The organism is Candidatus Vogelbacteria bacterium, from assembly GCA_021414225.1.
Lineage (GTDB): Bacteria > Patescibacteriota > Minisyncoccia > Phycocordibacterales > XYD1-FULL-46-19 > JAIOOX01.
The window spans coordinates 235,275-261,156 of sequence record JAIOOX010000002.1; the positions used below are offsets into that span (position 1 = coordinate 235,275).

Annotated in this window: 28 protein-coding genes; 20 read left to right on the forward strand and 8 right to left on the reverse strand. The window is 40.7% G+C overall.

What is annotated here, in order from left to right:
• The first annotated feature begins 49 nt into the window (after positions 1-49).
• The 14 genes from trpS (at position 50) to K8Q91_01990 (ending at position 14,563) form a co-directional block, all read left to right on the forward strand.
• Positions 50-1,027 (forward strand): tryptophan--tRNA ligase, encoded by a 978-nt coding sequence (gene trpS, locus K8Q91_01925; protein ID MCE9628732.1) that lies wholly within the window; start codon positions 50-52, stop codon positions 1,025-1,027.
• Positions 1,028-1,122: 95 nt separating this feature from the next.
• Positions 1,123-2,910, forward strand: a complete 1,788-nt coding sequence (locus tag K8Q91_01930; GenBank protein MCE9628733.1) for an ABC transporter ATP-binding protein/permease — start codon at positions 1,123-1,125, stop codon at positions 2,908-2,910.
• Between the two features lie 237 nt (positions 2,911-3,147).
• The gene (gene aspS / locus K8Q91_01935) at positions 3,148-4,479 is read left to right on the forward strand and encodes an aspartate--tRNA(Asn) ligase (GenBank protein ID MCE9628734.1); all 1,332 of its coding nucleotides are present in this window, start codon (positions 3,148-3,150) and stop codon (positions 4,477-4,479) included.
• 263 nt (positions 4,480-4,742) lie between these two features.
• On the forward strand, positions 4,743-5,480 hold the full coding sequence (locus tag K8Q91_01940) for a segregation/condensation protein A (GenBank protein MCE9628735.1): 738 nt from the start codon (positions 4,743-4,745) through the stop codon (positions 5,478-5,480).
• Between the two features lie 38 nt (positions 5,481-5,518).
• A complete protein-coding gene (gene scpB / locus K8Q91_01945; protein ID MCE9628736.1) occupies positions 5,519-6,067 on the forward strand; it encodes an SMC-Scp complex subunit ScpB in 549 nt (182 codons plus the stop codon).
• Positions 6,068-6,073: 6 nt separating this feature from the next.
• Positions 6,074-6,985 (forward strand): serine hydrolase, encoded by a 912-nt coding sequence (locus K8Q91_01950; GenBank protein MCE9628737.1) that lies wholly within the window; start codon positions 6,074-6,076, stop codon positions 6,983-6,985.
• Between the two features lie 26 nt (positions 6,986-7,011).
• Positions 7,012-8,067 (forward strand): hypothetical protein, encoded by a 1,056-nt coding sequence (locus tag K8Q91_01955; protein ID MCE9628738.1) that lies wholly within the window; start codon positions 7,012-7,014, stop codon positions 8,065-8,067.
• Positions 8,068-8,069: 2 nt separating this feature from the next.
• Positions 8,070-9,170, forward strand: coding sequence for a putative lipid II flippase FtsW (locus tag K8Q91_01960; protein ID MCE9628739.1), 1,101 nt, complete (start codon positions 8,070-8,072; stop codon positions 9,168-9,170).
• Positions 9,171-9,175: 5 nt separating this feature from the next.
• Complete coding sequence (gene murG / locus K8Q91_01965; protein MCE9628740.1) at positions 9,176-10,300, forward strand: undecaprenyldiphospho-muramoylpentapeptide beta-N-acetylglucosaminyltransferase; 1,125 nt, start codon at positions 9,176-9,178, stop codon at positions 10,298-10,300.
• The gene (locus K8Q91_01970) at positions 10,293-11,618 is read left to right on the forward strand and encodes a glutamate--tRNA ligase (protein ID MCE9628741.1); all 1,326 of its coding nucleotides are present in this window, start codon (positions 10,293-10,295) and stop codon (positions 11,616-11,618) included. The genes murG and K8Q91_01970 overlap by 8 nt, the downstream gene beginning before the upstream one ends.
• Positions 11,602-12,231 (forward strand): class I SAM-dependent methyltransferase, encoded by a 630-nt coding sequence (locus K8Q91_01975; protein ID MCE9628742.1) that lies wholly within the window; start codon positions 11,602-11,604, stop codon positions 12,229-12,231. The genes K8Q91_01970 and K8Q91_01975 overlap by 17 nt, the downstream gene beginning before the upstream one ends.
• Positions 12,232-12,269: 38 nt before the next feature.
• Positions 12,270-13,562, forward strand: coding sequence for a peptidoglycan DD-metalloendopeptidase family protein (locus tag K8Q91_01980; protein MCE9628743.1), 1,293 nt, complete (start codon positions 12,270-12,272; stop codon positions 13,560-13,562).
• A gap of 31 nt (positions 13,563-13,593) precedes the next feature.
• Positions 13,594-13,872, forward strand: coding sequence for a hypothetical protein (locus tag K8Q91_01985; protein ID MCE9628744.1), 279 nt, complete (start codon positions 13,594-13,596; stop codon positions 13,870-13,872).
• 283 nt (positions 13,873-14,155) lie between these two features.
• Complete coding sequence (locus tag K8Q91_01990; protein MCE9628745.1) at positions 14,156-14,563, forward strand: hypothetical protein; 408 nt, start codon at positions 14,156-14,158, stop codon at positions 14,561-14,563.
• 416 nt (positions 14,564-14,979) lie between these two features.
• Here the strand turns inward: K8Q91_01990 and K8Q91_01995 are convergent, their stop codons facing one another.
• Entirely contained in the window at positions 14,980-15,459 is a 480-nt protein-coding gene (locus K8Q91_01995) for a hypothetical protein (protein ID MCE9628746.1), read from the reverse strand.
• Positions 15,460-15,499: 40 nt separating this feature from the next.
• Between K8Q91_01995 and rpmA the strand changes: the two genes are divergently transcribed.
• Positions 15,500-15,781, forward strand: a complete 282-nt coding sequence (gene rpmA, locus K8Q91_02000; protein ID MCE9628747.1) for a 50S ribosomal protein L27 — start codon at positions 15,500-15,502, stop codon at positions 15,779-15,781.
• On the opposite strand, the gene rplI is transcribed toward rpmA, so the two are convergent.
• The 3 genes from rplI to K8Q91_02015 are packed head-to-tail and all read right to left on the reverse strand — an operon-like array spanning position 15,765 to position 18,179.
• The gene (gene rplI, locus K8Q91_02005; protein MCE9628748.1) at positions 15,765-16,226 is read right to left on the reverse strand and encodes a 50S ribosomal protein L9; all 462 of its coding nucleotides are present in this window, start codon (positions 16,224-16,226) and stop codon (positions 15,765-15,767) included. The two genes, rpmA and rplI, sit on opposite strands and share 17 nt — an antisense overlap.
• A 13-nt stretch (positions 16,227-16,239) precedes the next feature.
• Positions 16,240-16,908 carry a hypothetical protein gene (locus tag K8Q91_02010; protein MCE9628749.1) on the reverse strand — a complete coding sequence of 223 codons (669 nt, stop codon included), beginning with the start codon at positions 16,906-16,908 and terminating at the stop codon, positions 16,240-16,242.
• 5 nt (positions 16,909-16,913) lie between these two features.
• Entirely contained in the window at positions 16,914-18,179 is a 1,266-nt protein-coding gene (locus K8Q91_02015; GenBank protein ID MCE9628750.1) for a PDZ domain-containing protein, read from the reverse strand.
• Between the two features lie 64 nt (positions 18,180-18,243).
• On the opposite strand from K8Q91_02015, the gene K8Q91_02020 reads away from it, so the two are divergent.
• The 5 genes from K8Q91_02020 (at position 18,244) to K8Q91_02040 (ending at position 22,984) form a co-directional block, all read left to right on the forward strand.
• On the forward strand, positions 18,244-19,173 hold the full coding sequence (locus tag K8Q91_02020; GenBank protein ID MCE9628751.1) for a magnesium transporter CorA family protein: 930 nt from the start codon (positions 18,244-18,246) through the stop codon (positions 19,171-19,173).
• Positions 19,164-20,510 carry a cysteine--tRNA ligase gene (gene cysS, locus K8Q91_02025; protein ID MCE9628752.1) on the forward strand — a complete coding sequence of 449 codons (1,347 nt, stop codon included), beginning with the start codon at positions 19,164-19,166 and terminating at the stop codon, positions 20,508-20,510. Before K8Q91_02020 ends, cysS begins: the two co-directional genes overlap by 10 nt.
• A gap of 29 nt (positions 20,511-20,539) precedes the next feature.
• A complete protein-coding gene (locus K8Q91_02030; GenBank protein MCE9628753.1) occupies positions 20,540-20,791 on the forward strand; it encodes a hypothetical protein in 252 nt (83 codons plus the stop codon).
• A gap of 135 nt (positions 20,792-20,926) precedes the next feature.
• Positions 20,927-22,348 (forward strand): replicative DNA helicase, encoded by a 1,422-nt coding sequence (gene dnaB, locus K8Q91_02035; GenBank protein MCE9628754.1) that lies wholly within the window; start codon positions 20,927-20,929, stop codon positions 22,346-22,348.
• Positions 22,349-22,351: 3 nt separating this feature from the next.
• The gene (locus K8Q91_02040) at positions 22,352-22,984 is read left to right on the forward strand and encodes a toprim domain-containing protein (protein MCE9628755.1); all 633 of its coding nucleotides are present in this window, start codon (positions 22,352-22,354) and stop codon (positions 22,982-22,984) included.
• A gap of 42 nt (positions 22,985-23,026) precedes the next feature.
• Here K8Q91_02040 and rplU read toward each other — a convergent pair whose 3' ends face one another.
• The 4 genes from rplU to K8Q91_02060 form a co-directional block, all read right to left on the reverse strand.
• On the reverse strand, positions 23,027-23,335 hold the full coding sequence (gene rplU, locus K8Q91_02045; protein MCE9628756.1) for a 50S ribosomal protein L21: 309 nt from the start codon (positions 23,333-23,335) through the stop codon (positions 23,027-23,029).
• A 42-nt stretch (positions 23,336-23,377) separates the two neighbouring features.
• A complete protein-coding gene (locus K8Q91_02050) occupies positions 23,378-24,454 on the reverse strand; it encodes a DNA recombination protein RmuC (GenBank protein MCE9628757.1) in 1,077 nt (358 codons plus the stop codon).
• A gap of 112 nt (positions 24,455-24,566) precedes the next feature.
• On the reverse strand, positions 24,567-25,073 hold the full coding sequence (locus K8Q91_02055; protein MCE9628758.1) for a hypothetical protein: 507 nt from the start codon (positions 25,071-25,073) through the stop codon (positions 24,567-24,569).
• Between the two features lie 394 nt (positions 25,074-25,467).
• Positions 25,468-25,836: a septal ring lytic transglycosylase RlpA family protein gene (locus tag K8Q91_02060; GenBank protein MCE9628759.1), complete on the reverse strand. Its 369-nt coding sequence runs from the start codon at positions 25,834-25,836 to the stop codon at positions 25,468-25,470.
• Positions 25,837-25,882: the final 46 nt, after the last annotated feature.

The following is a 25,882-nucleotide window of genomic DNA, read 5'->3' on the forward strand; positions in this document are numbered from 1 at the left end:
TGATTTACCTAGATTTAGTAAATATGGTACGATATAGAATACTAAATCTATGACTAACCCAAAGAAAATAGTCTTATCAGGTGTCAAACCAACCGGCAAACTCCATATTGCCAATTATTTTGGGGCTGTACGCCAGTTTGTTGATCTTCAAGACCAGTACGATTGTTTCTTCATGATAGCTGACCTTCACGCTATCACCTCGATAAATAATGCCACCGAGATGAAGCAGAACACCTTAGATGTTGTCTTGGATTATCTAGCTATTGGTCTAGATCCAGCCAAAGTAGTCTTGTTTAAGCAATCCGATGTGCCAGCCCACACTGAAACAGCTTGGATTTTTGACTGTATTACTACTATGCCGTACCTGATGCGCGCTCACGCTTTCAAAGATGCTGAGGCCAAAAATAAAGAGATCAATGTGGGAACCTTCAATTATCCGATCCTAATGGCGGCGGACATACTACTCTATGATGCCGATGTGGTACCGGTAGGCCAAGACCAAAAACAGCACGTCGAATATGCTCGCGATATTGCGGAAAAATTCAATCGCACTTTTGGTGAAACTTTTAAATTACCAGAACCGTTGATCGTCTCAGAAGTCGCCACTGTCCCAGGGATTGATGGTCAAAAAATGTCGAAGAGCTACGGCAACACTATTCCTTTATTTGCCGAGGATGACGAAATCCAAAAACTGGTCATGAAAATCGTCACTGATTCCAAAACACCAACTGAAGTCAAAGACCCGACCACCGACAATATTTTCGCCTTACATAAATTATTTAGCGTTGAAATGTTGCCAGATTTAGAAAAAAGATATCGAGCAGGGGAGATCGGTTACAAAGAATCCAAAGAAATCTTAGCTGATAATATTACTAAATTTATTACCCCAATTCGAGAGAAACGAAAAATTTTAGCGGAAAATCCTGATCAAGTTATCGCCATCCTGAAAGCCGGAGCGGAAAAGGCTCGTCTAGTCACCAACACCAAACTCCAGACCATCAAACATGCTGTAGGGATTGATTTGTAAGAAGACAGAAAGATTTTTTAGTTTCTTAAGTTTGAAAATATAAAGAATATTTATGTTTTGTTTGTCTTATATAAATCCTAAACCTAATTTAACTAATGAAAAATAAAAAGCTCAGTAAAGACGACTACCTGACCGGCTTTCGCACTGTCTTTAAATATTTAAACGCCCATCAAGCCGATATTAAACTACTCGGCTTATTAACTATAGTCTTGTCTATTGGTAATCCACTTATACCTTGGATCACCGGTAAATTGTTTGACTCTATAGCTAAAGACGGAGGATTAACCTGGTTAGAAATATCTATTTCCTGGGTATATATTTGGTTAATTTTCTGGTTTGTTACCCAACTAAGCATTTATAGTATCGACTCACTCACCAGCCGCAAAAAAAATATCTTAGCCCATAAACTATATGGGGACTATGTCACTCAAGGTTACAATCACTTACTTTTAGTGCCTTTAGAGTTCCACAAGAATAAAAAAATGGGCGCAATTATGAATGCTATAAACAGGAGTGCTAGTTATCTGCAAGATATTTCATCAAGGGTAGTTGTAGATTTAGCACCTCAATTTATATCTATTATCATCACAGTTATTTTTACTTTAAGTATCAGTTCTAAGCTGAGTCTAATTATGTTTGTTGGAGTTATTATTTACATCATAGTCCTAACTCAAACAATCGACCAAAGCGCCAACTTACAACGTAAAATCCAACGAAAATGGAATGTTGCTTGGAGACACGGTTACGATAGTGTTGAAAATATCACCACCGTTAAACAAACAACCTCTGAGGATTACGCCGAGAAAAAAAATCTCAAAAACTTTTTAATTGGGGCTATTCAGACCAATATAGCCCAAACTCTGCTACTGACTAGAATTTACTGGTATCAAAGAATGATAATTTTGGGGACACAGTTATCTATTTTTATTATCTCCATCTGGTTGATTAAATCTGGTGGAATGACCCTAGGTCAACTGATTACAATTACCAGCTACACTGGGATGATTTTTGCACCCTTTATTGCCCTTGGTGAACAATGGAGAACCATCCAAAACGGCTTTATTTCTCTAGAAGAGTCAGAAAAAACAATGACCTACCCGGAGGAAAACTACACCCCAGCAGACCATGTGTCATTAGTAAATATTGATGGGAAAATAGAATTTAAAGATGTCAGTTTCGCTTACGAGGCCAACCGGATGGTTCTAAAAAATATAAACTTGCAAATAAACCCCGGTGAAGTAGTGGCTTTAGTGGGTAAGTCCGGTGAAGGGAAAAGCACCCTGATAGATCTCCTGTCTGGTTACCATTTTGCCAAAAAAGGACAAGTACTAGTTGACGGAATCGATGTTAAAAAACTTGATTTGAAATTTTTACGCTCTCAAATTGGAGTAGTACCTCAAGAGGTGGTTCTCTTTAGTGACACTATTGAAACCAATATAAAATACGGTAATTTTAAAGCCACCCAGAAACAAGTAGCTGAAGCCGCTCGAAAAGCTCACGCTTTAGAATTTATTGAGAAGTTTCCTAAAAAATGGAAACAAGTGGTCGGGGAACGGGGAGTGAAATTGTCCGTGGGCCAAAAGCAACGGGTTGCTATCGCTCGGGCCATCCTTAGAAACCCTAGAATCCTAATCTTGGATGAACCTACTTCTGCCCTTGATGCAGAATCAGAAAATTTCATTACCAAATCTTTGGAGGAACTAATGAGTGGTCGCACCACCTTTATTATTGCTCACCGTCTTAGCACTGTTCGTCGAGCGGATAAAATTTTAGTTTTCAAAGAAGGACAGATAGTAGAGACTGGTACCCATGACGAATTAGCTGCCAAGGAAAACGGAGTCTATCGCAACCTCTATGAACTTCAAACTGGCCTCCATGCCTAGCTATTGCTTTTCTGGCTCAACTATTTATACTTTAGTTACACCAGCGATCCGGCTGACACCGGTGAGGTGAAGAAAGAAAACCTGTTAGGTTAGTAGACTCTTCCGGTCCTGCTCCGACAAGCAGTTCAAAAGTAACAAATCAGGGTGGCACCGCGACGAAGTCGCCCCTGCGAATTTATTAGATTGTTAATAAATTTGGAGGGGCATTTTTGTTTCTCCAAAAACAAAATATTTATTATGGAAAGAACTTACATAAAAAACTTACAAGGCAAAATTGGCCAGGAGGTTAGTATTTCTGGTTGGGTAGATGTTCGCCGAGACCAAGGCAAAATGATTTTTATTGACCTCCGCGACGTGACCGGCAAAGTCCAAATGGTCGCTCTCCCAAATCACGAAGAAGCTCTTGCTGTAGCCAACCAAGTTCGCCCAGAATGGGTGATCCAAGTCACTGGTAAAGTTAACGAACGTCCACCTAAAAATATTAAAGAAGGGGCTCAAAACGGCAATCTAGAAATTGAAATATTAAACATTGAAATCTTGGGTAAGGCTAAAGAATTACCGTTTGATAAAGATACCGAACTGAATCTAGATACTTACCTAGACAACCTACCCTTAACTCTACGCACCGACCGATCACGAGCTATTTTTAAAGTTCAATCAGAAATCATCAAAGCCTACAGAGCTTTTCTAAATCAGGAAGGATTTACTGAATTTCAAGCTCCAAAACTAATCGGCGATGACGCTGAAGGAAGTGGGGAGGTTTTTGAAGTTAAATATCTCTACGATAAAACAGCTCATCTAGCCACCAGTCCTCAGTTGTACAAACAGATTATGGTGGGTATTTTCGAGCGAGTTTTCACAACTGGCAACGTCTTTAGAGCAGAAAAACACAGCACCTCTCGCCACTTAAATGAGTACACTTCTATCGATATCGAGATGGGCTTTATTAAAGACCACACCGACATCATGTCCATGGAAAACAAATTAATGAAGCATATAACCAACCACCTTCAAACAACTTGTCAGGCTGAATTTACACTACTAGGAGCAGAGATACCAAACGTGCCTGATAAAATCCCTAGTCTAAAACTACGAGAAGCCCAGGCTTTAATTTTAAAAGAAACTGGCAAAGACAAGACTAACGAACCAGACCTTGAACCAGAAGATGAGCGCTGGTTATGTGAGTGGTCTAAAAAAGAACATGACTCTGACTTCTGTTTTGTTACTCACTACCCAGTTAGTAAAAGACCTTTTTACACCTTTGAAGATGATCAAGATATCGGCTTCACTAAAAGTTTCGACTTACTGTTCCGAGGAGTAGAGATAACAACTGGAGGGCAAAGACGCCACGATTACGACAACTTGATCGAGGGGGCCAAAATGAAAGGGCTGAACCCAGACAACTTTTCTTTTTATTTACAAGCCTTCAAATACGGAATTCCACCGCACGGCGGTTGGGGAATGGGCTTAGAACGTCTAACTGCCAAATTCTTAAACATAGCCAACGTTAAAGAAGCCACCCTTTTCCCTCGTGATATAAATCGAATCGACACTCTCTTGTCAAAATAAATAAAGGGCGTATTATCAAATAAGTTGAGTTCTTATCGGGTGCGTGTTCAAAACCAAGCTGGTTTGCGAATTCTGCGTTTGCAAATGAATACGCGCCCGAGATTTACCATCTTCCCCGGTTTACTGCCTCTCTGGGTTGAACTACTCAAATTAGCCATTCGGAGCTATGTTGAGCAGACTTCTTGTCTCCTTCCAAACAAGAAACCCTTGAGTGCGGTTTTCCGGGTTTTTCTTTTAACTAATAAAAAGTTATTATTACTTCAATGGAACCAGAACCACAATTCACAACTAAAGCTGGCGAATTTGAGGGGCCTTTAGATCTTCTTCTTCAGCTCATCGAAAAACGAAAACTGCACATCAGTGAAGTCAGCCTGGCTCAAGTAGCTGATGACTATATTGCCCACCTGAAACAATTTGAACACTTACCTAAACACGAGGTGGCCAACTTTTTAGTGATCGCTTCTACTTTGATTTTAATTAAATCGATTGCTTTACTGCCTACTCTTGAAACCACCCCGGAAGAAACTCAGGATATTAATGATTTACAAATTCGCCTAGCCCTTTACGAGAAATTTAAATCGGCTAGCGAACTAATCAAAAACTTGTTTGGTAAAAACAACATCTTTTGGCGGGAAGAAACTAAACATACTATTTCTGTTTTTGCACCGTCGACTGATACCAGTTTAGATTCTTTGAGTTTAGCAATGAGAAATGTGCTAGCCAATCTACCAAAACCAGAGAAAATTCCCGAAGTGATTGTCAAAAAAGTGATCAGCCTCGAGGAAGTGATCGGTAACCTCACCAAACGTATCCAATCAGCCTTATCAATGAAATTTTCTGACTTCGCCAAAACGACAGGCGGTGATCGAGTGGGAATTATTGTTAGTTTCTTGGGTATGTTAGAACTCGTCAAACAGGGGATTATTGACGTTAAACAGGATGAACTCTACCAGGATATTAATATAGAGAGTTCGAGTACTGGAGTACCTAGATACCAGTAATTTGGTGTTAATTTTACAAATTAGCTATACTAAGCAACATGAATTTATCAGCCACCATTGAAGCTATTCTATTTTTTAAAGCTGAGCCGTTGACCATTAAAAAGTTAGCGGAATTAACCAATCAACCAGAAGAAACGATTCAGCAAGCCCTTGGCGAACTAAAACAAACTCTCCAGGGTAGGGGAATCGCTTTGTTGGAAAAAGATAATACTGTTATTTTAGGGACTGCCCCCGAAGTTAGCGGGCTAATTGAGTCCATTATCAAAGAAGAATTAAATAAAGATCTTGGTAAAGCTGGGTTGGAAACTCTGGCCATTGTTTTATATAAAGGACCAGTTTCTAGAGCAGAAATAGACTACATCCGCGGAGTTAATTCTAGTTTTATCCTAAGAAATTTAACTGTCCGAGGCTTAGTAGAAAAAATAAATAAGGAAGGAGATAATCGAACCTTCCTATATCGACCCACTTTTGAATTACTAGCTCACCTCGGTTTAACCAGCGTTACTGGCTTGCCAAACTATGATACTTTTCTGGCTGAGTTAGTTAAAGTCACTAAACCAAGCCAGGATGAAACACCAACCAACTAATCTAGCGTGACAATCTCTCCTTTCCAACTTAGACTCGTAGTTTTATTTATTGTTATTACAACCCTGTTTGTTGTTTTTGAATATTTACCTTGGGCCAATTTAAAATCATCTATTGATATTATCAATCAGCAACAGCCCGCTTCGACTACTCCACCAGTTTTTCAAACCCCCAAACTAGAAGCCAAGGGGGTCGTCGTCTATGATTCAAAACAAGACAAAGTTTTATATGGTCAAAATGAAGACAAAGCCCTCCCTTTAGCTTCGATCACTAAGATAATGACCGCGTTGTTGGGTTATGAATACTTAGACCCTGAACAGAAGATCACTATCACCAATCAAGACCTCATTATGGGTAGTAATGCGGGACTAGAAGCCAACAAGACTTGGCTCTACCACGATTTGGCCGACTTTATGCTTACCACTTCTTCTAATGGAGCGGCGGTAGCTATAGCCACAGCTTTGACATCTAAAACCGGAACATCCTTTGAAACTCTAGCTAACAACAAAGCACGCGAACTTAATCTCAACAGCTTGTCTTATCGCAACCCGACCGGTTTAGACCAAAACGGTGGACCAGGAGCGATTGGTTCACCCACCGATGTGGCCAAGTTGATGTCTTATGTAGCCACCTACAAAGTAGATTTATTATCGAGCACTAAATGGTCTAGCCTCAAAAAAACAACCACCGATGGTTCCACTATTTACGGCACAAACACCAATCTGATAGTAAAAACCATTCCCGGCTTTATTGGTTCGAAAACCGGTTTTACTGATTTGGCGGGTGGAAATTTAACCACCATCTTTGACGTTAGTATTAATAGACCAGTAGTGGTTGTCGTCTTAGGTTCATCACCAAACGGGCGATTTACTGACATGCAAAAATTAATTACTGAAACCCTAAATATCTTGGCCAAATAAGAGGAATATCGTATACTACAAGTCATATGTTACTGTCTGTAATCAAAGTTTTTGCTCCAACAGCCATCGCCTTTTTCGTTGGTATCGCCATGACTCCAGCTTTGACTCATTTTTTATACAAACACAAAATGTGGAAAAAAAAGGCTGGAAAAATATCACCTGACGGCAAAGAAACACCCATATTTAATCAACTACACAAAGACAAAGAAGTAGGCACTCCTCGCATGGGCGGTATTATTATTTGGACTAGTGCTCTATTATCCATTTTAATTATCTCTTTAACGGCCTGGTTATTTCCAACCGATTTAACCACCAAACTAACTTTTGTTAGTCGTAATCAAACCTGGCTACCAATTTTTACTCTAATTGTTGCCTCACTGTTAGGCTTACTTGATGATTGGTTACAAATTAGTACCAGTGGCACCCCTCAAGCTGGAGGCTTATCTTTCTCTAAGAGGTTGGGAGTAGTCTTATTCTTAGGTTTAGCCGGGGGGTGGTGGTTTTATTTTAAACTAGGAGTTGATGCTATTCATATTCCGTTTTGGGGTGATTTCTTTGTTGGTCTCCTAATCATTCCTATTTTTATGACCGTAATGTTAGCCTTATTCTCCAGTTCCGGTATTGATGGGATAGACGGTTTATCCGGGGGGATTATGGCTATTATCTTTTCAACTTATGCCGGCATTGCTTTTGTTCAAAATCAAATAGATCTAGCCGCCTTTTGTGCTGTGATTGCTGGTGGAATTCTCGCTTTTCTATGGTTTAACATTCCGCCAGCCAGATTTTATATGTCTGAGACTGGAATATTAGGTCTAACAACCACCTTGACCGTGGTAGCCTTCCTAACTGACTCAGTTTTAACGTTACCAATCATCGCTCTGCCTTTAGTTGCTACTTCGGCTTCGGTCGTTATCCAGTTAACTTCTAAAAAAATAAGGGGTAAAAAAGTGTTCCTTGTCGCCCCACTCCACCACCACTTTGAAGCCCTGGGTTGGCCTCCTTATAAAGTAGTCATGCGTTATTGGGTTATAGGTATTATTGTGGCTATTGTAGGTATGATTATAACTATAATCGGAAAATAATTATGTCTGCCCAACATCACCAAAAGCAGGTGAGTCGAGTTTTTTTCTTGATTGTTCTGTCTTTATTGGTATCTGGTTTTTTTATTTTTAGCTCAGCTTCTTTAGGTAAATTAAATCAAGATGTTAGTATTTTTGCCAAACTGGCTTCAAAACAATTAGCTGTCTTACTAACTGGTTTTGTAATCATGTTGGTTGTGAGTAAGATAAATTATAAAAATTGGCGCAAATACGCTTTGCCAATATTAATTACAACAGTCCTCGTCACTTTGTTGGTTTTTATTCCTGGTATCGGTATTCAATCGGGTGGAGCTAAGCGCTGGATTGATCTATATCTATTTTCACTTCAACCCTCAGAATTTTTTAAATTAGGTTTGGTGATTTATTTTGCTGCTTGGATTGCCTCAGTCAAAGATAAAGTGACTACGACCAAATGGGGATTAGTCCCACTTCTAGTTTTATTAGGTCTATCAGCTGGCGTTTTAATTACTCAACCAGACATTGGAACTTTTCTTGTGGTCGCTATCGCTTTGGTAAGTATGTACTTCGTTAGTGGAGCTAGTTATCGAGATTTAGCTATTTTAGCCTTAATTGGAGCTATTGGAGCCGGTGGGTTGGCTATTTACAAGCCATACATTAGGGAGCGTATCATAACTTATATCCATCCAACCGCCGACACTCTGGCCTCATCCTACCAATTAAACCAATCTCTAATTGCCATCGGTTCAGGCGGTCTATTTGGTCGTGGTTTTGGCCAAAGTATTCAAAAATTTAGCTTTTTACCAGAACCAATAGGGGATTCAATCTTTGCTGTAGCCTCAGAAGAATTCGGTTTTATTGGTGCTAGTTTACTGATCAGTCTGTTTTTATTATTTGCTTTGTGGGGTTTCAAAATCGCCGCCAACGCTCCAGACACCTTTGGTAGACTTCTGTCGATGAGTATTGTTATAATGATTTTAACCCAGTCTTTCATGAATATTTCAGCCATGCTGGGTCTTATACCCCTCACCGGAGATCCTTTGATTTTCGTCAGCCAGGGTGGTAGTTCTTTACTCTTTGCTCTAACCGGTTCAGGTATTATTCTCAATATTTCAAGATACGCTTAATTTTTATGAAAATCCTATTTACAGGCGGAGGCACAGGTGGACACTTTTATCCTATTATTGCTGTTGCTCAAGAAGTAAGAGAGATAGTTTACGAGAAAAAACTCTTAGAACCGGAGTTTTATTTCATGTCAGCTGACATTTATAATGAACGAGCTTTACTAGAAAATAAAATTACTTTCATTCCAGTTAACGCTGGGAAGATTCGTCGCTACTTTTCAATTGCTAATATCTTTGATGTTGCTAAAACCATCATTGGTATTTTCCAAGCGATTATTAAAATCTACAGAATCTATCCTGATGTCATTTTTGCTAAAGGTGGGTACTCGAGTGTACCAGCTTTGTGGGCGGCAAAAATTCTTAACATTCCAGTTGTTATTCACGAGTCAGACTCCCATCCAGGTCGAGCCAATCTGTGGGCAGCTAAGTTTGCCAAACGGATTGCCGTATCATATCCGGAAGCCGTTCAATATTTTCCTAAAGATAAAACCGCTGTCACCGGCAACCCAATTCGTAAAGAAATACTATACCCAATAGCCGAAGGTGCTAAAGAGTATTTAAAACTAACCGAGGAATTACCAATCATTTTGGTTTTAGGTGGTTCTCAAGGGGCCGTTCGTATTAATGATCTGGTTTTAGATCTACTCCCAGAATTAACAAAGCGTTACCAAATAATTCACCAAACAGGTAAAAATAATTTCACTAATGCCGAGATTCGGTCAAAAATTTTACTAGAAGGAACTGGCCGAGAAAATCGTTACAAACCCTTTGCATATTTAAACGACCTAGCTTCTCGTATGGCGGCGGGAGCCACCAATCTAGTTGTTTCTAGGGCTGGATCAGCTATTTTTGAAATCGCCCAATGGGGAGTACCGTCGATCATTATTCCAATCCCTGAAGCAATCAGTCACGACCAAAGAACCAATGCTTTCACTTACGCCAGATCTGGGGCTTGTGTAGTTATTGAAGAAAATAACTTATCAGCTTCTGTTTTATTGTCAGAAATCGATCGATTATTTCAAAATCCTAAGTTATTGGAAGATATGAAAAATAACGCCAAATCTTTCTCTAGTCCCAACGCCGCCAGAACTATTGCTGATGAGTTAGTTAAAATATCTTTAAGTCATGCCTAATTCTCAACCAGTTATAACTCGCATCGCCCCTAGTCCAACCGGCTTCCTACATATTGGTACCGCTAGAGCAGCTTTATTTAATTATCTATTCGCCAAAAAGCATGGCGGGCAATTTATTCTGCGTATTGATGACACCGATAAAGAACGGTCAACCCAAGAATTTTCTGACAATATTGTCGCCAGTTTAGATTGGTTAAATCTAACTTACGACAATATATATCGACAAAGCGAACGGTCAATATTATACCGAGAGAAGCTTGAAGAATTGATCTCCCAAGATAAAGCTTATATTTCCAAAGAAGCCGTACTTAAAGAAGGAGATAGGGATGAAGTGATCCGTTTTAGAAATCCAGGCACAATAGTAACTTTTGAAGATTTAGTTCACGGTCCAATCACTTTCGATACTACTGAACTTGGAGACTTTGTCATTGCAAAAGATCTGGATAATCCGCTCTACCATTTTGCTTCTGTGGTAGATGATATTGATTTAAATATTTCTCACGTAATTCGTGGTGAAGATCATATCTCTAATACACCTCGACAGATTTTGATGCTTGAAGCCTTAGGTGGAACACGTCCAACTTATGCCCACATACCGCTCATTTTGGCTCCAGATCGATCCAAGTTGTCAAAAAGACATGGCGCCGTAGCTGTGACCTCCTATCGCACAGAAGGCTACTTACCAGAAGCCTTTATCAACTTTATGGCCCTACTTGGCTGGTCACCTCAGGCTAGTACTAGCACCACCGAAGGTACTAATGAAGAAATTTTTAAATTAGATGAACTAGTAAAACGATTTGATATAGCCGCTATTCAAAAAAGTGGTGCTGTTTTTAATATTGAAAAATTACAATGGCTAAATAGGGAGTATTTAAAACTAAAACCGGCCGCTGAAATGCAAACAGCTATCAAACAATATCTACCAATCGGTCGACTGACTGAAGCCCAAATAGGCATCATTAGTAAGATACTACTAGATCGGATCTCAACTATTCACGAAGTAGAACATATTTGGTCTAGTGGTGAATTTGATTTTCTCTTAACAACACCCCAACCAAGCAAAGAACTTCTAAAGACCACGGAACACCTAACTGGACTGATAGAACTTTTGCAGACTACCGTAGAAAATAATTTCACTGCCGAAAATATTAAAACAATCGTTTGGGATTTTGCCACCGAGAAGGGGAGGGGTAATGTTTTATGGCCAATGCGAGTCGCCTTAACGGGTCAAGAAAAGTCACCAGACCCTTTTACTGTTGCTGAACTGTTAGGTAAAGATGAAACAATCAGCCGTCTAACTTATGCCAACCAACAATAAAGAAATTACTAACGAATCAATAGAACAACATTATGATACTGAAGCGCCTATTTACGATTCTCTCGTTTCTTTTCTGGAAGTTTGGTTTTTAACTCCTTTGCGGAAAAAATTAATCAGCCAAGCCCAAGGCAAAACTCTGGAAGTAGCGGTTGGGACTGGTATAAATTTTAGCCACTATTCTAGTGGTGTTAATTTAGTTGGGATTGATTTAAGTCAGAATATGTTGAAATTGTCTTACAATCGATCCAAAAAACTAGGCTTGGATATTGATTTACAAAAAATGAATAGTGAGAAGTTACTGTTCGCTGACCACACTTTTGATACAGTGGTATCCACCCTGGCTATGTGCACTTTCGCTGACCCGATTAAAGCTTTGACGGAAATGGCTCGGGTTTTAAAGCCAGCTGGTCACATCTTACTATTAGAGCATGGTTTAAGTAATTTGAAACCAATAGCTTGGTTTCAAAGACTACGAGCCCCCAAACATCTCCAAAAATACCAATGCCATCTCAATAGGGACCACCTAGCCACTATTAAACAAGCCGGTTTCACAAATTTTAAATCAACCAAATACTTTTTCGGGATTATTTACTTGATAGATATCACCCCATAAACAGACAAAATAAGTCTTCCAGTGTACAATAAGACTAAATGTTTAATTATCGGCGTTCATTTTGGTCTACCATTGTAACCATTTTAACTTTGGTTATTTTTTTGAACCCCCATCTGGCCGAAGCCGATCGGGTATCAGACCTGCAAAACCAGATTTCTAATCAGACTAGTGAAATTCAAAAACTTGAGGCGGAGATAATGAAATATCAAGCCCAGGTTATTTCAACCAACAAGCAAGCCACCACTCTTCAGGGAACCGTCAAACAACTAGAAGCCACCACTAAAAAACTAGACGCCGATAGCGCCCTAACGACAAAAAAAATCTCCTCCACTGAGTTACAAATAGAAAAATTAGAACTGGAAATCCAAGCCAGCGCCAAGGGAATTGGTAGTAATAGGGAAGTCATTGCCGAAACTCTTCGTCGCTTAAAACAAGAAGAAGGGGATACAACACCGCTGACTGCCCTACTACAATGGAAGACAACTGGGGATTTTTGGAATAGTCTAGCGTCACTCTCCTCTCTATCCACCAAACTTAAAGATAAGGTTGAGGACCTACGGGATATAAAAACTGAACAGGAAGAAAGAAAAAAACAAGCCGAAAAAGCGAAAGCGGATTTAATTATTTTAAAAAGTAAATTGGTTGATCAAAAAAAGATTGCTGATGCTAACCGTAAGAGTACAGCGAGTCTCCTAGCCGAAACCAAAAACCAAGAGGCTAACTACCGCGCTTTGGTTGCCCAAAAACTACAACGAAAACAACAAGTTGAAGCTGAGATTCGTCAGGCCGAGGAAGCTATCAAGATAACCATCAACCCAAGCAGTGTCCCCAAAACCGGCTCAGGCATCTTACGTTGGCCATTTGATAAGGTGGTAATTACTCAATACTTTGGCAACACTCCCTTTGCCACAGCCAATGCTCAGGTCTATAAAGGCAATGGCCATAACGCGATAGACTTAGGTGCCCCAGTCGGCACACCTATCAAAGCCCCATTGTCTGGTGTCGTAACCGGTGCGGGTGATACCGACCTAGTCTGTAAAGGTGCTTCCTATGGTCGTTGGATCATGATCAAGCACAACAACGGCCTAGCTACTATTTACGCCCACCTATCACTAATAAAAGTAGTCGAAGGCCAATCCGTTAATACCGGAGATATTATTGGCTATAGTGGAGCGACTGGTTATGTCACCGGTCCTCATCTTCATTTTTCTGTCTTAGCTTCAGCTGGAGTTAGTGTTGGCTTTGTGAAGAGTAAAGTCCCGGGTTGTGGTACTTATCGTATCCCTTTATCACCACCAAGTGCTTATCTTAATCCACTATCTTATCTTTAAAAAACCAGCCTAAGTAAGTTATAATTAAGTCATGTCCACCCAAAAAAACTCTCCAGAACAAGGCCCTAACGACGGTTTTATTAAGATTATTTTAGCGGTAGTCGTTCTGGTAGTTATTTTGAGTCTATTAAAGATAGATATCCGGTCTTTACTTGAATCTGAAGCCTTTAAAACTAACTTTGCTTATGTAGGGGATTTAGCCAAGCAAGGCTGGGACTGGTTTTTAGGCTTCTGGAATGACCACCTAAAAGAACCAGCTATCTATCTTTGGGACCTAATTCTAACTAATGCTAAAACCACACCACAATAGTCAACAAAAAGTCCAGTCTGAAATAACCCTTATAATATATAGCTTTTAAACCTCTGACCTTGACATTACAATTAGATATATTGCATAGTCATTGACTTTTGATGACAAAACTGCTACTATAAAAAAATTGCAGGGCAAAACGGTGTTATGGTCAGCCTGCATATTAAGATAACTATTATCAAAAAGATCATTAGCTTGCTGATGATTTTTTTGGTTAAAGCGTATTTTTAAAACTCTACAAATAGGTCTAGTTGGCCTCATAGCGTTAGGAAATTCATCTCCGGTGACTGTTCCTGATTTATCAAACCAAGCTGTAGAAACACCATCAGCTAAAGTGATAGAGCAGGTCATCCCAGAACTGATTACTGAACGCGCTGGTACATTTGGAGTTTCTAAAGATCTAGCCTTAGCAATTGCATTCTGTGAGAGTACCAATCGGCAATATGATTCTACAAAAAAGGCCGAAGATGGTACTCCTGTAGTGCTCCGTGGAGTGCACAATCCTGCCGACGTTGGCGTTTTTCAAATTAATGAAAAATACCACTTAGAGAAGAGTAAAGAGTTGGGATATGATATTTACACCTCAGAAGGTAATATCGATTACGGCTTATGGCTTCTTAAAAACGAAGGTAGTAAGCACTGGAACTGGAGCAAACCTTGCTGGAGCCCTAGACTCGATAAAAACGCCTAAGCTCAGATAATGAGAGAGATAGGTACTACGTGAAAAAGCTGACTGGAGTAATCCGTCAGCTTTTTCCTTTGTTTAATTAAATAGAGAGGAGAATAGAGTTTAGCCAGATTGTTTATAGATATTTAACCTAGGCTTTATTTATAGATCAACGTCGCAAAATCTATGTTGTGCGACGTTCTATTGTTCTTACAGCTGGTACTACCCCGGCCTTTAATATCTAAAAAATAGTCTAAACAAAATTGTCCCTGAATTAATTATTTGTACTCACCTCTACCAAACTCTCAACCTCTCACCCTCTTTAACTCTAATGTGAAACTAATCGATAATTATAAAAAATGACATCAAGCCCTTAACCCCTTTTTCTCTCCCCCGTTAGGGGAGACTCCCATTTTAAATTTTAGAAAAAATAAAAAAAATTATAACCCAGGGCAGTTAGCGGCGGCGGTGTAGCCAGCCTTCTGAGCCTCAGCGATAGAATTAAACCAAACTTTGTTTTCCTCTTTAATTCTTTTAGCCCCCGAACACTCTGGTAAATGATACTTGGTGCCATTTTTAGAAACTACCACCTTACCAGTATTAGCCAGGGAATTCACGGGTTGTGCCTCCCCTGTTAAATTACCCACCGAGGCAGTCAAATTAACCTTCGGCACCTGATCACTCACCACCCCCGATCTTTCAGTGGTGACTACCATAGTGGTTTTATCTAAATCCACCTGCTCGATTCGGACCGGTTCTTGAGTGTTAGTTGTGGCCGACAGACGTCCCAAACCAAAAGCCCCAACAGCCACCACAATCACCGTCAGGGTCAAAAAGAGGTCTTTTTCGTGTTCTACTAGCTTATTCCAACCCAAAGCCAGATAACCCTTGATTTTTTGGCTTAATTCTTTTATACTCATACGGTAAATTCAATACGTTAAATTTTAACACTTATAAGCCATGGCAACAAAAAAATCTGGCGGTACCGCCAAAAACCTACGCGATTCTAACCCTAAGTACCTTGGTACCAAGCTTTATGCTGGCCAGGACGCTAATGCTGGTTCTATTATTGTTCGTCAACGAGGCACTAAAATCGCTGCTGGTAAAAATGTGAGAGTTGGAAAGGACCACACCCTATACTCAGCTACCGAAGGTCAAGTAAAATTCTCCACTAAACGCAAAATGAGTTTTACTGGTAAAGTAAAACGAATCACTGTCGCAAACGTTATTCCAAAGGTTTAATCGAGATATTCAAAGAAGCTTCCAAATGGCGAGTCCCTGACTCGCCATTTGTTATTTTAACAGTCACCTCCCCTACTGTTTTTAGTGGTTTGTCTAAAATAATAAACTTGGGATCAATTTTAATACCAGTTTGTTTAGCTAAGTGTTCAGCTACATCTTTACTGTGTAGACCAGCAAACAAGTGACCTTCTTTACCCACCTTTGCTTCTATAATTAGAACCACCTGTTTAAGACTCTCGGTTAATTCTTTAAAAACTCTAATATTATGCATATCTGAAGCTTCTTTTTCTTTCTGTAAAGCCTCCACCTTTTTAAGAGCTTCTGGGCTAGCGATCACTGCTTTATTTTGTTTTAGTAAAACATTACGCGCAAAGCCATCGGCCACCTCTTTCACTTCATATTTTTTACCAACTTTTGGCACATCTTGGAGTAAAACTATTTTCATATTTTTATTATATTTATTCGGTCAATTTCTCAATTGCCTCTACTATATCAGCTACCTCATCAAAGGCAATATCACCCCTTCTGCCATATTTATTGATTCGTAGATATTCTCCCCAAACGCGCGAAATAGCAACTTCATTTTTAAACCAAGAATCTTCAGTAATAGTAATCCCGTCTTTATATACACCAGGAAATGTCACTTGTAATAACTCAGTTTTGGGTAATAATTTCTTAAGGGTTAGATAACCTCTTCTGGAATCATGTTTTTTAAAAAGAAATATTATTTTTTTATAGCTACTAAAATCTAAAACTTTTAATGCTTCGGTAACATTAGCTAGGGTGTTATCTGAAACAGATTCTATAAAAAACTCTACATCGGGAAACAAGTTAGGGTTAATAGAATCCAAAACCAATTGTGATTCTGGCTTAGGGACTATAACACTGTCCTCAAACTTGGGAGTTCCCCCTGTTAGCACCACTTTGGAAACTAATTTCCTGTTTAAAACTATTTTAGTTAACTCTGCCATTCTCTCAGTCTGACTATTTCCAAACACAAACAACAACTCCGCTGGGGTTAATATATCATCCGGCCTAAAACACAACTTCGTAAGTAAGCCTACTACCTCCTTTGTTAATATTGGTGTTTTTGATTGTCTAGAAATTTCCCTCTTTTCTAAAGACATAAGAATTATTTAATTTTCGGAATACTACTAGTCGCTAACACCTTACCGGTCAATATTTCAATTGCTTTAGCCATTTGGACATCCCGATTAGCTTCTAAATCTTCTTTTGTCATAGACACTTTGTAATCTGGGTCTAGACCATTACTAGACAAGGAGTGACCACTTGGAGTCAACCAGCGAGCAATAGTCACCTTCAAAGAGGCGTCACCGCCTACTGGAATAAGCTCTTGAACCGATCCTTTACCAAAAGACTTCTCACCCACCAAGATAGCTTTGCCCTGCTCTTTCAAGGCGCCCGCTAAAATCTCTGCCGCTGAAGCACTTCCCTGATCAATTAAAACGACCATCTTTAATCTGTCAGTAAAAATATTGTAACCATGACTACGGTAGGTTTTTTCTGCATCTGTTTTACGAGTCTCTCTCACAATCACCTTATCAGCCGGTAAAAACCAAGAGGCCATATCGATCGCCGCTTCCATGTAACCGCCAGGATTGCCACGCAAGTCAATAATTAACTTGTCACTTTTTGATTCCACAAATTCCCGTAGAGAATTTCTAAATAGATTAGGAGATTGAGCTGAAAAGTTATACAAACTAATCACAAAAACACCATCTGGTAATTTCTTAGTCGCAATAGTTGGTATCTGGATAATATCTCGAATCAGTGTAAAGTCTTTTAATTCCTTTTCACCTGCTCGGGAAATAGTTAACTTAACCACTGTTCCCTCTTTGCCACGAATCTTACTAATCACCTCATCAATAGCTAAACCTGAAATATCTTTATCATCGACTTTAACCACCTTGTCACCAGATTTTATACCAGCCTTTTTGGCTGGACTATTTGGTAAAGGAGCCACCACGGTAATCTTACCCTCTTTCATTCCCAGTTCCATTCCCACCCCGCCAAAATTACCAGCAATCTCCTCTTCAAATTTTTTCTTTTCCACTGGAGGCATAAAAACTGTATAAGGGTCCCCCACACTGGCGACCATACCAGAAATAGCTCCCCATACTCGGTCTTGATCAGTAGCAATTTTGGTTGTTGTCCCATTAGCCCCACCGACAAATTTCTGATCTAATTCTGTCCACACTTCCCAGAAAGGAGAGAAGTCAACCTGATCACTAACCGTGTTTTCTTTATTGGTTACCGCCTTCACTTCCTTAATAGCTGATCCGTGATCATAACCATATTGGGCGCCGGCCACAAAACCGACACCAAGAGCTCCAACAATAAGCAAAGCTCCCAAACTACGAGAAAAATTGATGTTCATATGTAACACAATTATCGCAAACTATCCACTTGTGGTCAAATATTGGCTTAGTATAATAGTCTTAATGATTAAACAACTAAAATACAAAAATATTACTTGGATCGATCTAGAGTCACCAACCAAAGAAGATATTGCTAGTTTAACCGACAAATATAAACTTCATTCCTTAGTCGCCGAAGAATTAGTCACTCCTAGTGCTCGTTCTCGGGTCGACTCCTACGAAGACTATATTTATTTAATTCTCCATTTTCCACCTTGTGCTGTCTGTTATGGACCAAACGAGAAACACACTCTTGATGTAGAAGAAATAGATTTTGTTCTTGGTAAGGATTTTTTAATTACTACCCACTACAAGGAAATCCCTCAACTAGAAGAGTTATCCAAGATTTTAGAGGCTCACTTCGGTCCAGAAAAAAATAAAAAAGATATTCACGCTGGTTATTTGTTTTTCCATATCATGCGGACTATGTACCAACACCTAGAAGAAGGGTTGGAATACATCAATCGCCAACTCCTAGATGTTGAAGGTCATGTTTTTGCTGGTCGCGAACGAGAAATGGTGTCTCGTTTATCAGACATCAACCGCAGTTTAATCGACTTCCGCTGGTCTCTCAAATCTCACCGCGAAATTCTCGCCTCTCTAGAGTTGGTAGCTAAAGAGTTTTTTGGCCAAAATTTCAGTTTTCAACTTAGAGTTATCAGTGGTGAATACGAACGTATCTGGAATATGCTCGAAAGCAACCGAGACACCTTCTACGATATTCGCCAAACCAACGAATCCCTCCTTTCCATTAAAACCAACGAAACTATGCGTGTCTTAACCGCCACCGCTTTTATCTTTTTCCCTCTAACTTTAATTTCTGGTGTTTTCGGTATGAGTACCACCTTTGTTCCTCTGATGAGTGAGCCTTCTGGCTTCTTTATTGTCTTGGTCTTTATGGCTGTGGTAGTCTTGGGTATGTACGCCCTAGCCAAGAGAAACCGATGGCTCTAAAACTTTACAACACCCTTACTAAAACCAAAACAGACTTTACTCCTCTTCAAGCTGGAGAAGTGAGGCTATATTCTTGTGGACCAACAGTTTACAACTACGCCCACATTGGCAATTTCCGGGCTTTTATCTTCTCTGATACAGTCCGTCGCACTTTTGAGTATTTGGGTTACAAGGTGGACCAAGTCATGAATATTACCGACGTGGATGATAAAACTATTCGCGGTGCTCAAGCGGAAAATTCTTCACTATCTGACTTCACTAAAAAATACGAAGCTATTTGGCGGGAAGATCTAAAAAAATTAAACATTCTTGAGCCAACCCACACTCCTCACGCTACTGACTATATTGAACAAATGATTACCATGATTGGTAATTTACTAGCCAAAGAGATAGCTTACCAAACCGAAGATGGAATTTATTTCAATATCACTAAGGCTAAAAACTATGGACAACTGGTTGATCTAAAACTAGACGCCCACACTCAATCGCGAATTCAAAATGATGAGTATGACAAAACTAATCCTCAAGATTTTGCGTTATGGAAATTTTATAAACCTGAAGATGGTGAGGTAGTTTGGGATGCGCCGTTTGGTAAAGGCCGACCAGGTTGGCACATCGAGTGTTCGGCTATGTCCACTTCACTACTAGGTAATACTATCGATATTCACACCGGAGGTATCGATTTAATGTTTCCCCACCACACTAACGAGATCGCTCAATCCGAAGGGGCGACTGGTGAACACTTTGTGAATTATTGGTTGCACTCTGGGCATATCAATATCGCCGATGAAAAGATGTCTAAATCCCTCGGTAATATCGTAAATTTGAAAACTCTGGAAGAAGAAAATATTTCCCCACTCGCCTTCCGTTATTGGGTCTTAACTTCTCACTATCGCACGACTACTAATTTTACCTTTGAAGCGGTAAACGGGGCTCAAGAAGCTTACAAAAAATTAGTACGAGTTATGGAAGAATTATCCAATGAACCAACTGGAGAAATAATAGCAACCTATCATGATAAATTTACCCAAAGTTTGGAGGATGATTTAAATACCGCTCAAACTATCGCTCTCATTTGGGAATTACTATCAGATAGCACTATTTCTAATGCGGATAAAAAAGCGACCTTGCTCGACTTCGACCAAGTCCTAGGTTTAGGTTTAGTCGACATTAAATCAGAACGAATCCCCGAAAATATCCTAAACCTCATCAACGACCGTGAAGTCGCCCGCCAAGCCCAAAACTGGGCCGAATCCGACCGCCTCCGGGATGAAATAAGCTCTCTCGGTTTTGAATTAAAAGACACCCCAAATGGGCAGAAAGTTTTCCGCAAATAAAAATTCTCCACCTAGCCACAACACAAAGCTTGTTGACTTTTCAATCAAATTATGTTAATATTATAGTTATATACAACCCAGCTGAGAAGCTGACTAATTGGGGAGATCACGACATGATTGCCTTACTGTTTTTTATTATTACCAGTTTGTTTATGTATGTCGTCACCGGCAACGAGAGGACCACCTTGGTGGGAATGGTCATGCTTTGGGCTGGAATGGCATTCATCGAAGAACGGGTAGACCGCATCCTGAAGAAAATCGAAAGTCTTGAGCAGAAGTAACCCGCCCACAGCACAGCAAACCCGCTGTCAGTTGTGAGGCGGGTTTGTTGTTTATGAAAGTTCTCCACTCCCTATCCCCCTTTCTGTCTCTTTTTCCTAATTCTCCCCCTATATCTAATGTGCTAAAATTGCTCCATGAGTGACAACAACGACAAACCTTTTGCCTCACCGGGACTAAAGGTACCACCACACGACCTGACTGCTGAACAGGCCTTTTTAGGTTCTGTTATGCTTCGCCCAGAAGTGATGCACGAGGTGGTCGACGTGGTTTACCCAGACGATATGTATTCCGGTAAACACCGGATTATTTTCAAAACTATTCGCGCTCTTTATGACGACCACGATCCGATCGACGCTGTCTCAGTTGGCAACAAGCTAAAAGATAATAAACAACTAGACCAAGCCGGTGGCGCTAGTTATTTGGCGGAATTAATGAACTCCGTCCCCTCTGCTTCTAACGCCGAGTACTATGGTGAAATTGTCGCCAAGAAATCTGCTCTCCGTCGCCTCATCGCTTCGGCTGATAAAATACTGGAACTCGGTTACAACGAACGCGATCACGTTGATAGTATTTTCGACAAAGCCGAACATTTGATTTTCAACCTTGCTAGTTTTACCAAAAAAACTTTTGCCCCGATTCGCGAAACCTTATCAGAAGTTTGGGAACGATTCGACAAACTCAACGGGACCGATGTCGGTATGCGCGGAGTGCCAACTGGTTACAAAGATATCGATAACAAACTTTCTGGTCTCCAAAAATCAGACTTAGTGATTCTCGCCGCTCGACCATCGGTGGGTAAAACTTCTTTTGCTCTCGATATCGCTCGGAATGTCTCTTGCCATCAAGGCAAGACAGTCGCTTTCTTCTCATTGGAAATGTCTAAAGATCAATTGGCGGAACGTATGCTCTCTGGTGAAAGTGGTATTGATTTGTGGCATTTGCGTAATGGCAAAGTTGGCAAAGAAGATGACCTGATTCGCCTGCGCGATGCTTTAGAAACTTTATCTAAAGCTCAACTAATCGTTGATGACTCACCTAGTATTAATATTACTCAAATGAAAGCCTCGGCCCGACGTATTAAAGCTGAATTCGGTCTTGATTTAATCATTGTTGATTACTTACAACTAATGATTCCAAAACGCGACACGGACTCGATGGTCCAACAGGTAACCGAAATCTCTCGCTCCCTTAAAGCCTTGGCTCGTGAATTAGAGGTCCCGGTTGTGGCTTTGTCACAACTCTCTCGAGATGTGGAAAAACGTGGCGGTAAGCCTCGTCTATCGGACTTGCGTGACTCTGGTTCGATCGAACAAGACGCCGACGTGGTCATGTTTATTCACCGTGAAGACCGTCTCAACGAAGGTTCTGATCGGAAAAATATTGCCGAGATTATTATTGCCAAACACCGCAACGGACCAACTGGTGAAGTAGAACTCTTCTTCGACGCTGAACGCACTCGCTTCCTAAGTATTGAAAAAGGTGACTTCGGTGGCTTTGGTGGTCCACCAGCCCCAGCTTATACCAACAACAACACCAACGGCTTTGGTGGTTTCTAAAATATGTCCAACCCTATCGTTAAATTATCTGAGTTGTTTGTAAAATTTCCCGGCATTGGTCCTCGCCAAGCTCGGCGGTTTGTTTACTATTTACTCCACCATGACCGTAAAACAGCCGAAGAAATAATCGAAGCGATTCAAGAATTAAAAGCTTCAACTCTTCAATGCTCTGGTTGTTTTCGTTTCTTCACCAAAAAGAACTACAACCAAGCTGGGGCTTTGTGTGAGATTTGTAGTGACGAAACCGCTGATCATTCCACTTTAATTATTGTTGAAAAGGATGCTGATTTAGAAAATGTTCGCAAAGCTGGTAGTTATAACGGCTTGTATTTCGTCCTTGGTGGCTTGGTGCCTATTCTAGACAAAAATCCTGAAGCTCGGATTCGGATAGGCGCTCTCAAAAAAAGAATCGAGACCTTATTAAAAAACAACCAACTAAAAGAGTTGATTTTAGCCCTCAGTGCTAGCGTTGAGGGTGACAACACCGCTGACTATGTTCATGCGGAATTGCGGGACCTAGCTACTAAAAATAACCTTACTATTTCCACCCTCGGGCGAGGGTTGTCTACCGGCACCGAGCTTGAATACTCTGACCCAGACACGATTCGTGAAGCCCTGCGCGGTCGCAGAGTCTAAAGAAAAAGCCCCGACTTTACTCAGGGCTTTTTCTTTATTTAATTAAACTTTCTTGATACTAACTTTAGTAAAAGGTTGACGGTGACCTTGCTTTTTACGAGCTCGAGTCTTGTTTTTATATTTAACAATCGTGATTTTCTTAGCTCGGCCTTCAGCGACAAAATCAGCTTCAATAGTTGCCCCAGCGATAGTCGGAGTACCAACAGTAGTCTTCTTACCATCATCCATCAAAAGCACCTCAGTAAAGGTAATCTTGCCGTTTTCTGGTTGTGGAAGCTTTTCAATAGTAAGAGCCTCCCCTTCTCGGACCACGTATTGTTTGCCCCCGGTTTTAATAACTGCAAATGACATAATTCCAGTATCCTACCAGAAAAACCCTTTCAAGGCAAGGGATTAATCCTCAATTTGGGGCTTATCAAGCACAATTGGCTCTATTTCACCCCCTACCCCTGTCACCCGCAACACATCCTTATCCACCTTCTTAAACTCCTTATAAGCCGTATTATAGTGGCTCACAGTTGTCCCTAAAGCATTCCCTAGCTTCTTTAAATACTCATCATAGGCCCCAATATGCTTCCCCAGGTCTTCGACTCGCTTCCGGATCTCGACCGCCTGTTCTTCTATCTGGAGGGCTTTTAGGCCTTGTAGGACGGTCTGTAGATATGCCAAGAAGGAAGTTGGCGAGACAATGATCACGTGTTTTTCTTTAAAAGCATATTCCACCAAATCGCGAGTATTAACCTTGACCGCCCCCACTTGGGTGACCAGTAAATCATAATAAACCGCTTCGTGAGGAATAAACATGAAAGCAAAGTCCATTGTTTTCTCGTTGGGCTTCACATATTTAGCCGTCTCATCAATTCGGTTTTTTAAATCAGTCTTAAATAACTTTTCCAGTCGCTCTCGCTCTAGTGGATCTCGTTCTTCAGCTAACCGGTTATAATTTTCAAGTGAAAATTTGGAATCAACTGGAATTATTTTATCTTTCACAAACACAACCGCATCCACAATCGTCCCATCAGAAAATGGATACTGCATTTGGTAACTACCAGTCGGTAAGACATTTTTTAACAAGGTTTCCAAATAATATTCCCCAATCACTCCACGCTGTTTCGGATTTTTGAAAATATCCTGCATGTTTTGGAGTTGATCTGCAAAGCCGATCATTTGTTTACCGGTCTCCTCTACTCTGGTCACCTTCTCGGTCATTTTAGTGATCTCCCCCAAAAATTGATTAACTAGTTTTTGCGACTCGCCAAATTGCCCCTGCATCGAAGTTTGGATCATGGTCGAAGAATCAGACAATTTTTGATCAACCGTTCTAATCAAATCCTGAAGTTGATTTTGTAATAAAAGCATGGATTGATCCGCCACCTGACTTCCCTCTTTGGTTTTATTCAACAACAACCAGACCACCACCGCGCCACCCACCACACCAACAATAACTCCTAAAGTAATATATAAAATCATGCCAATATCATAACAATAAGCTCCAGTTTAACCAAGATAAAAAAAACGGCCGGTCTCGCATTGGAGACCAGCCGGTCTAGACTACACACAAACAATAGTCAGAGAAAACACCTCATAGACACCGAGGGGCGCCTTGATTACGCCGACGACGCCGCGGTTTTGGCGCTTTTTCTTCCTTAGGTTTCTTCGCCTGACCCCACGGGTAATTCCGCTTATCAGGATTAGAAACCCAAGCAATCACATCAGACAAGAGCTGATTAGCACAGGTTTTCACCCGAGCCTCTGGCAGAAGATTGCCAATCGCCACAATCCAAGTGTTCCTCGTAGCCCAATCGGGCACCTCCTCCTTTGGTCGGCCATTCCGACGCCAGGTGAAAGATCTATCCGCCCTTTTAGACTCGTAAACCGCGATCTGGGTGTGGCCAGCAAAACCATTCGCCAGCCCAGATCGAGCATCACCCTCGGACTCAAACATGGCAACTTCGACTGTCACCTGGTCAGCCAAACCAGACTCCTGGTCATCACGCTCCACCTTACGGGCGATAATCTGATTAAGAACTAACGGCACATTTAAGCCACCACCCCCAACCACGGCAAAAAATAAGACCTTCTTCGACATACCATTCAACCTCCTTAACAAAGACCTAATCAACCCAGACAATTCTAAACTTTGTGTTCAGATGCTGGTATGAGTTCGCCGTCACCATTCTCATATCAGCACCCCAACCAAAAACCTCCCTTGTGGGGAGGCCTGTGCTTGTCTTGATCTTAAATTATTTTCCTTAAAAATTAGATGAAGTTTTGTACATAGGTATCCCCAATGATTGGCCAAATAGGTGGCGCAAAGTAAAATAGCAAACCTTTGTGAAGGTTTGTCGTGTGCCAGTCAAAATTTGGGAACCTGTATTACTCATAATTTTAGTGTAACTATTATAAAAAACTTGTCAAATATAAAAAGAAAGGGCCGTCCAAACGAATCGGACGGCCCACATGAGTAACGGTATTGTTGAAGCCTAATCGGGTTGAAGGACAACCCTAGACTCCAAACTGGTCACACCCTTGTCTTTAAAGCCGAGCTTTTCAGCTCCAGCTTCCGACAAGTCAAATGTTCGGCCGCGAGCAAACGGGCCCCGATCTCTAACTTCAACCGTCAAAGTCTGACCGGTTTCGGGGTTGGTCAGCTCTACGAGCGTCCCAAATGGAAGCTCTTTATGGGCAACTGTCGTTGGATCGCGCTTATCAAAGCGCTCCCCGTTGGCCATAGGGCTACCATGTAACTCCTCACCATACCAACTCACCACCACCATCTTGGCCTTTGATTGAGAATCAATTATTGTCTGATCCGAAGAAGCCGGACCTCCGACAAAACCAATCCACATCACTAGGAAGAAACTACTCACGACAAAACACTCCTCAAGACAATCGAGT

Coding starts and splice junctions, on each gene's coding strand:
- rplU (MCE9628756.1), bottom strand. CDS start 23,335: ATGTCATTTGCAGTTATTAAAACCGGGGGCAAACAATACGTGGTCCGA.
- K8Q91_01995 (MCE9628746.1), bottom strand. CDS start 15,459: ATGAGTATAAAAGAATTAAGCCAAAAAATCAAGGGTTATCTGGCTTTG.
- K8Q91_01975 (MCE9628742.1), top strand. CDS start 11,602: ATGCCAACCAACAATAAAGAAATTACTAACGAATCAATAGAACAACAT.
- murG (MCE9628740.1), top strand. CDS start 9,176: ATGAAAATCCTATTTACAGGCGGAGGCACAGGTGGACACTTTTATCCT.
- cysS (MCE9628752.1), top strand. CDS start 19,164: ATGGCTCTAAAACTTTACAACACCCTTACTAAAACCAAAACAGACTTT.
- aspS (MCE9628734.1), top strand. CDS start 3,148: ATGGAAAGAACTTACATAAAAAACTTACAAGGCAAAATTGGCCAGGAG.
- K8Q91_02020 (MCE9628751.1), top strand. CDS start 18,244: ATGATTAAACAACTAAAATACAAAAATATTACTTGGATCGATCTAGAG.
- K8Q91_02015 (MCE9628750.1), bottom strand. CDS start 18,179: ATGAACATCAATTTTTCTCGTAGTTTGGGAGCTTTGCTTATTGTTGGA.
- K8Q91_01970 (MCE9628741.1), top strand. CDS start 10,293: ATGCCTAATTCTCAACCAGTTATAACTCGCATCGCCCCTAGTCCAACC.
- K8Q91_02055 (MCE9628758.1), bottom strand. CDS start 25,073: ATGTCGAAGAAGGTCTTATTTTTTGCCGTGGTTGGGGGTGGTGGCTTA.
- K8Q91_01985 (MCE9628744.1), top strand. CDS start 13,594: ATGTCCACCCAAAAAAACTCTCCAGAACAAGGCCCTAACGACGGTTTT.
- K8Q91_02010 (MCE9628749.1), bottom strand. CDS start 16,908: ATGTCTTTAGAAAAGAGGGAAATTTCTAGACAATCAAAAACACCAATA.
- trpS (MCE9628732.1), top strand. CDS start 50: ATGACTAACCCAAAGAAAATAGTCTTATCAGGTGTCAAACCAACCGGC.
- K8Q91_01960 (MCE9628739.1), top strand. CDS start 8,070: ATGTCTGCCCAACATCACCAAAAGCAGGTGAGTCGAGTTTTTTTCTTG.
- K8Q91_02050 (MCE9628757.1), bottom strand. CDS start 24,454: ATGATTTTATATATTACTTTAGGAGTTATTGTTGGTGTGGTGGGTGGC.
- K8Q91_01930 (MCE9628733.1), top strand. CDS start 1,123: ATGAAAAATAAAAAGCTCAGTAAAGACGACTACCTGACCGGCTTTCGC.
- dnaB (MCE9628754.1), top strand. CDS start 20,927: ATGAGTGACAACAACGACAAACCTTTTGCCTCACCGGGACTAAAGGTA.
- K8Q91_01980 (MCE9628743.1), top strand. CDS start 12,270: ATGTTTAATTATCGGCGTTCATTTTGGTCTACCATTGTAACCATTTTA.
- scpB (MCE9628736.1), top strand. CDS start 5,519: ATGAATTTATCAGCCACCATTGAAGCTATTCTATTTTTTAAAGCTGAG.
- K8Q91_01955 (MCE9628738.1), top strand. CDS start 7,012: ATGTTACTGTCTGTAATCAAAGTTTTTGCTCCAACAGCCATCGCCTTT.
- K8Q91_01940 (MCE9628735.1), top strand. CDS start 4,743: ATGGAACCAGAACCACAATTCACAACTAAAGCTGGCGAATTTGAGGGG.
- rplI (MCE9628748.1), bottom strand. CDS start 16,226: ATGAAAATAGTTTTACTCCAAGATGTGCCAAAAGTTGGTAAAAAATAT.
- K8Q91_02040 (MCE9628755.1), top strand. CDS start 22,352: ATGTCCAACCCTATCGTTAAATTATCTGAGTTGTTTGTAAAATTTCCC.
- rpmA (MCE9628747.1), top strand. CDS start 15,500: ATGGCAACAAAAAAATCTGGCGGTACCGCCAAAAACCTACGCGATTCT.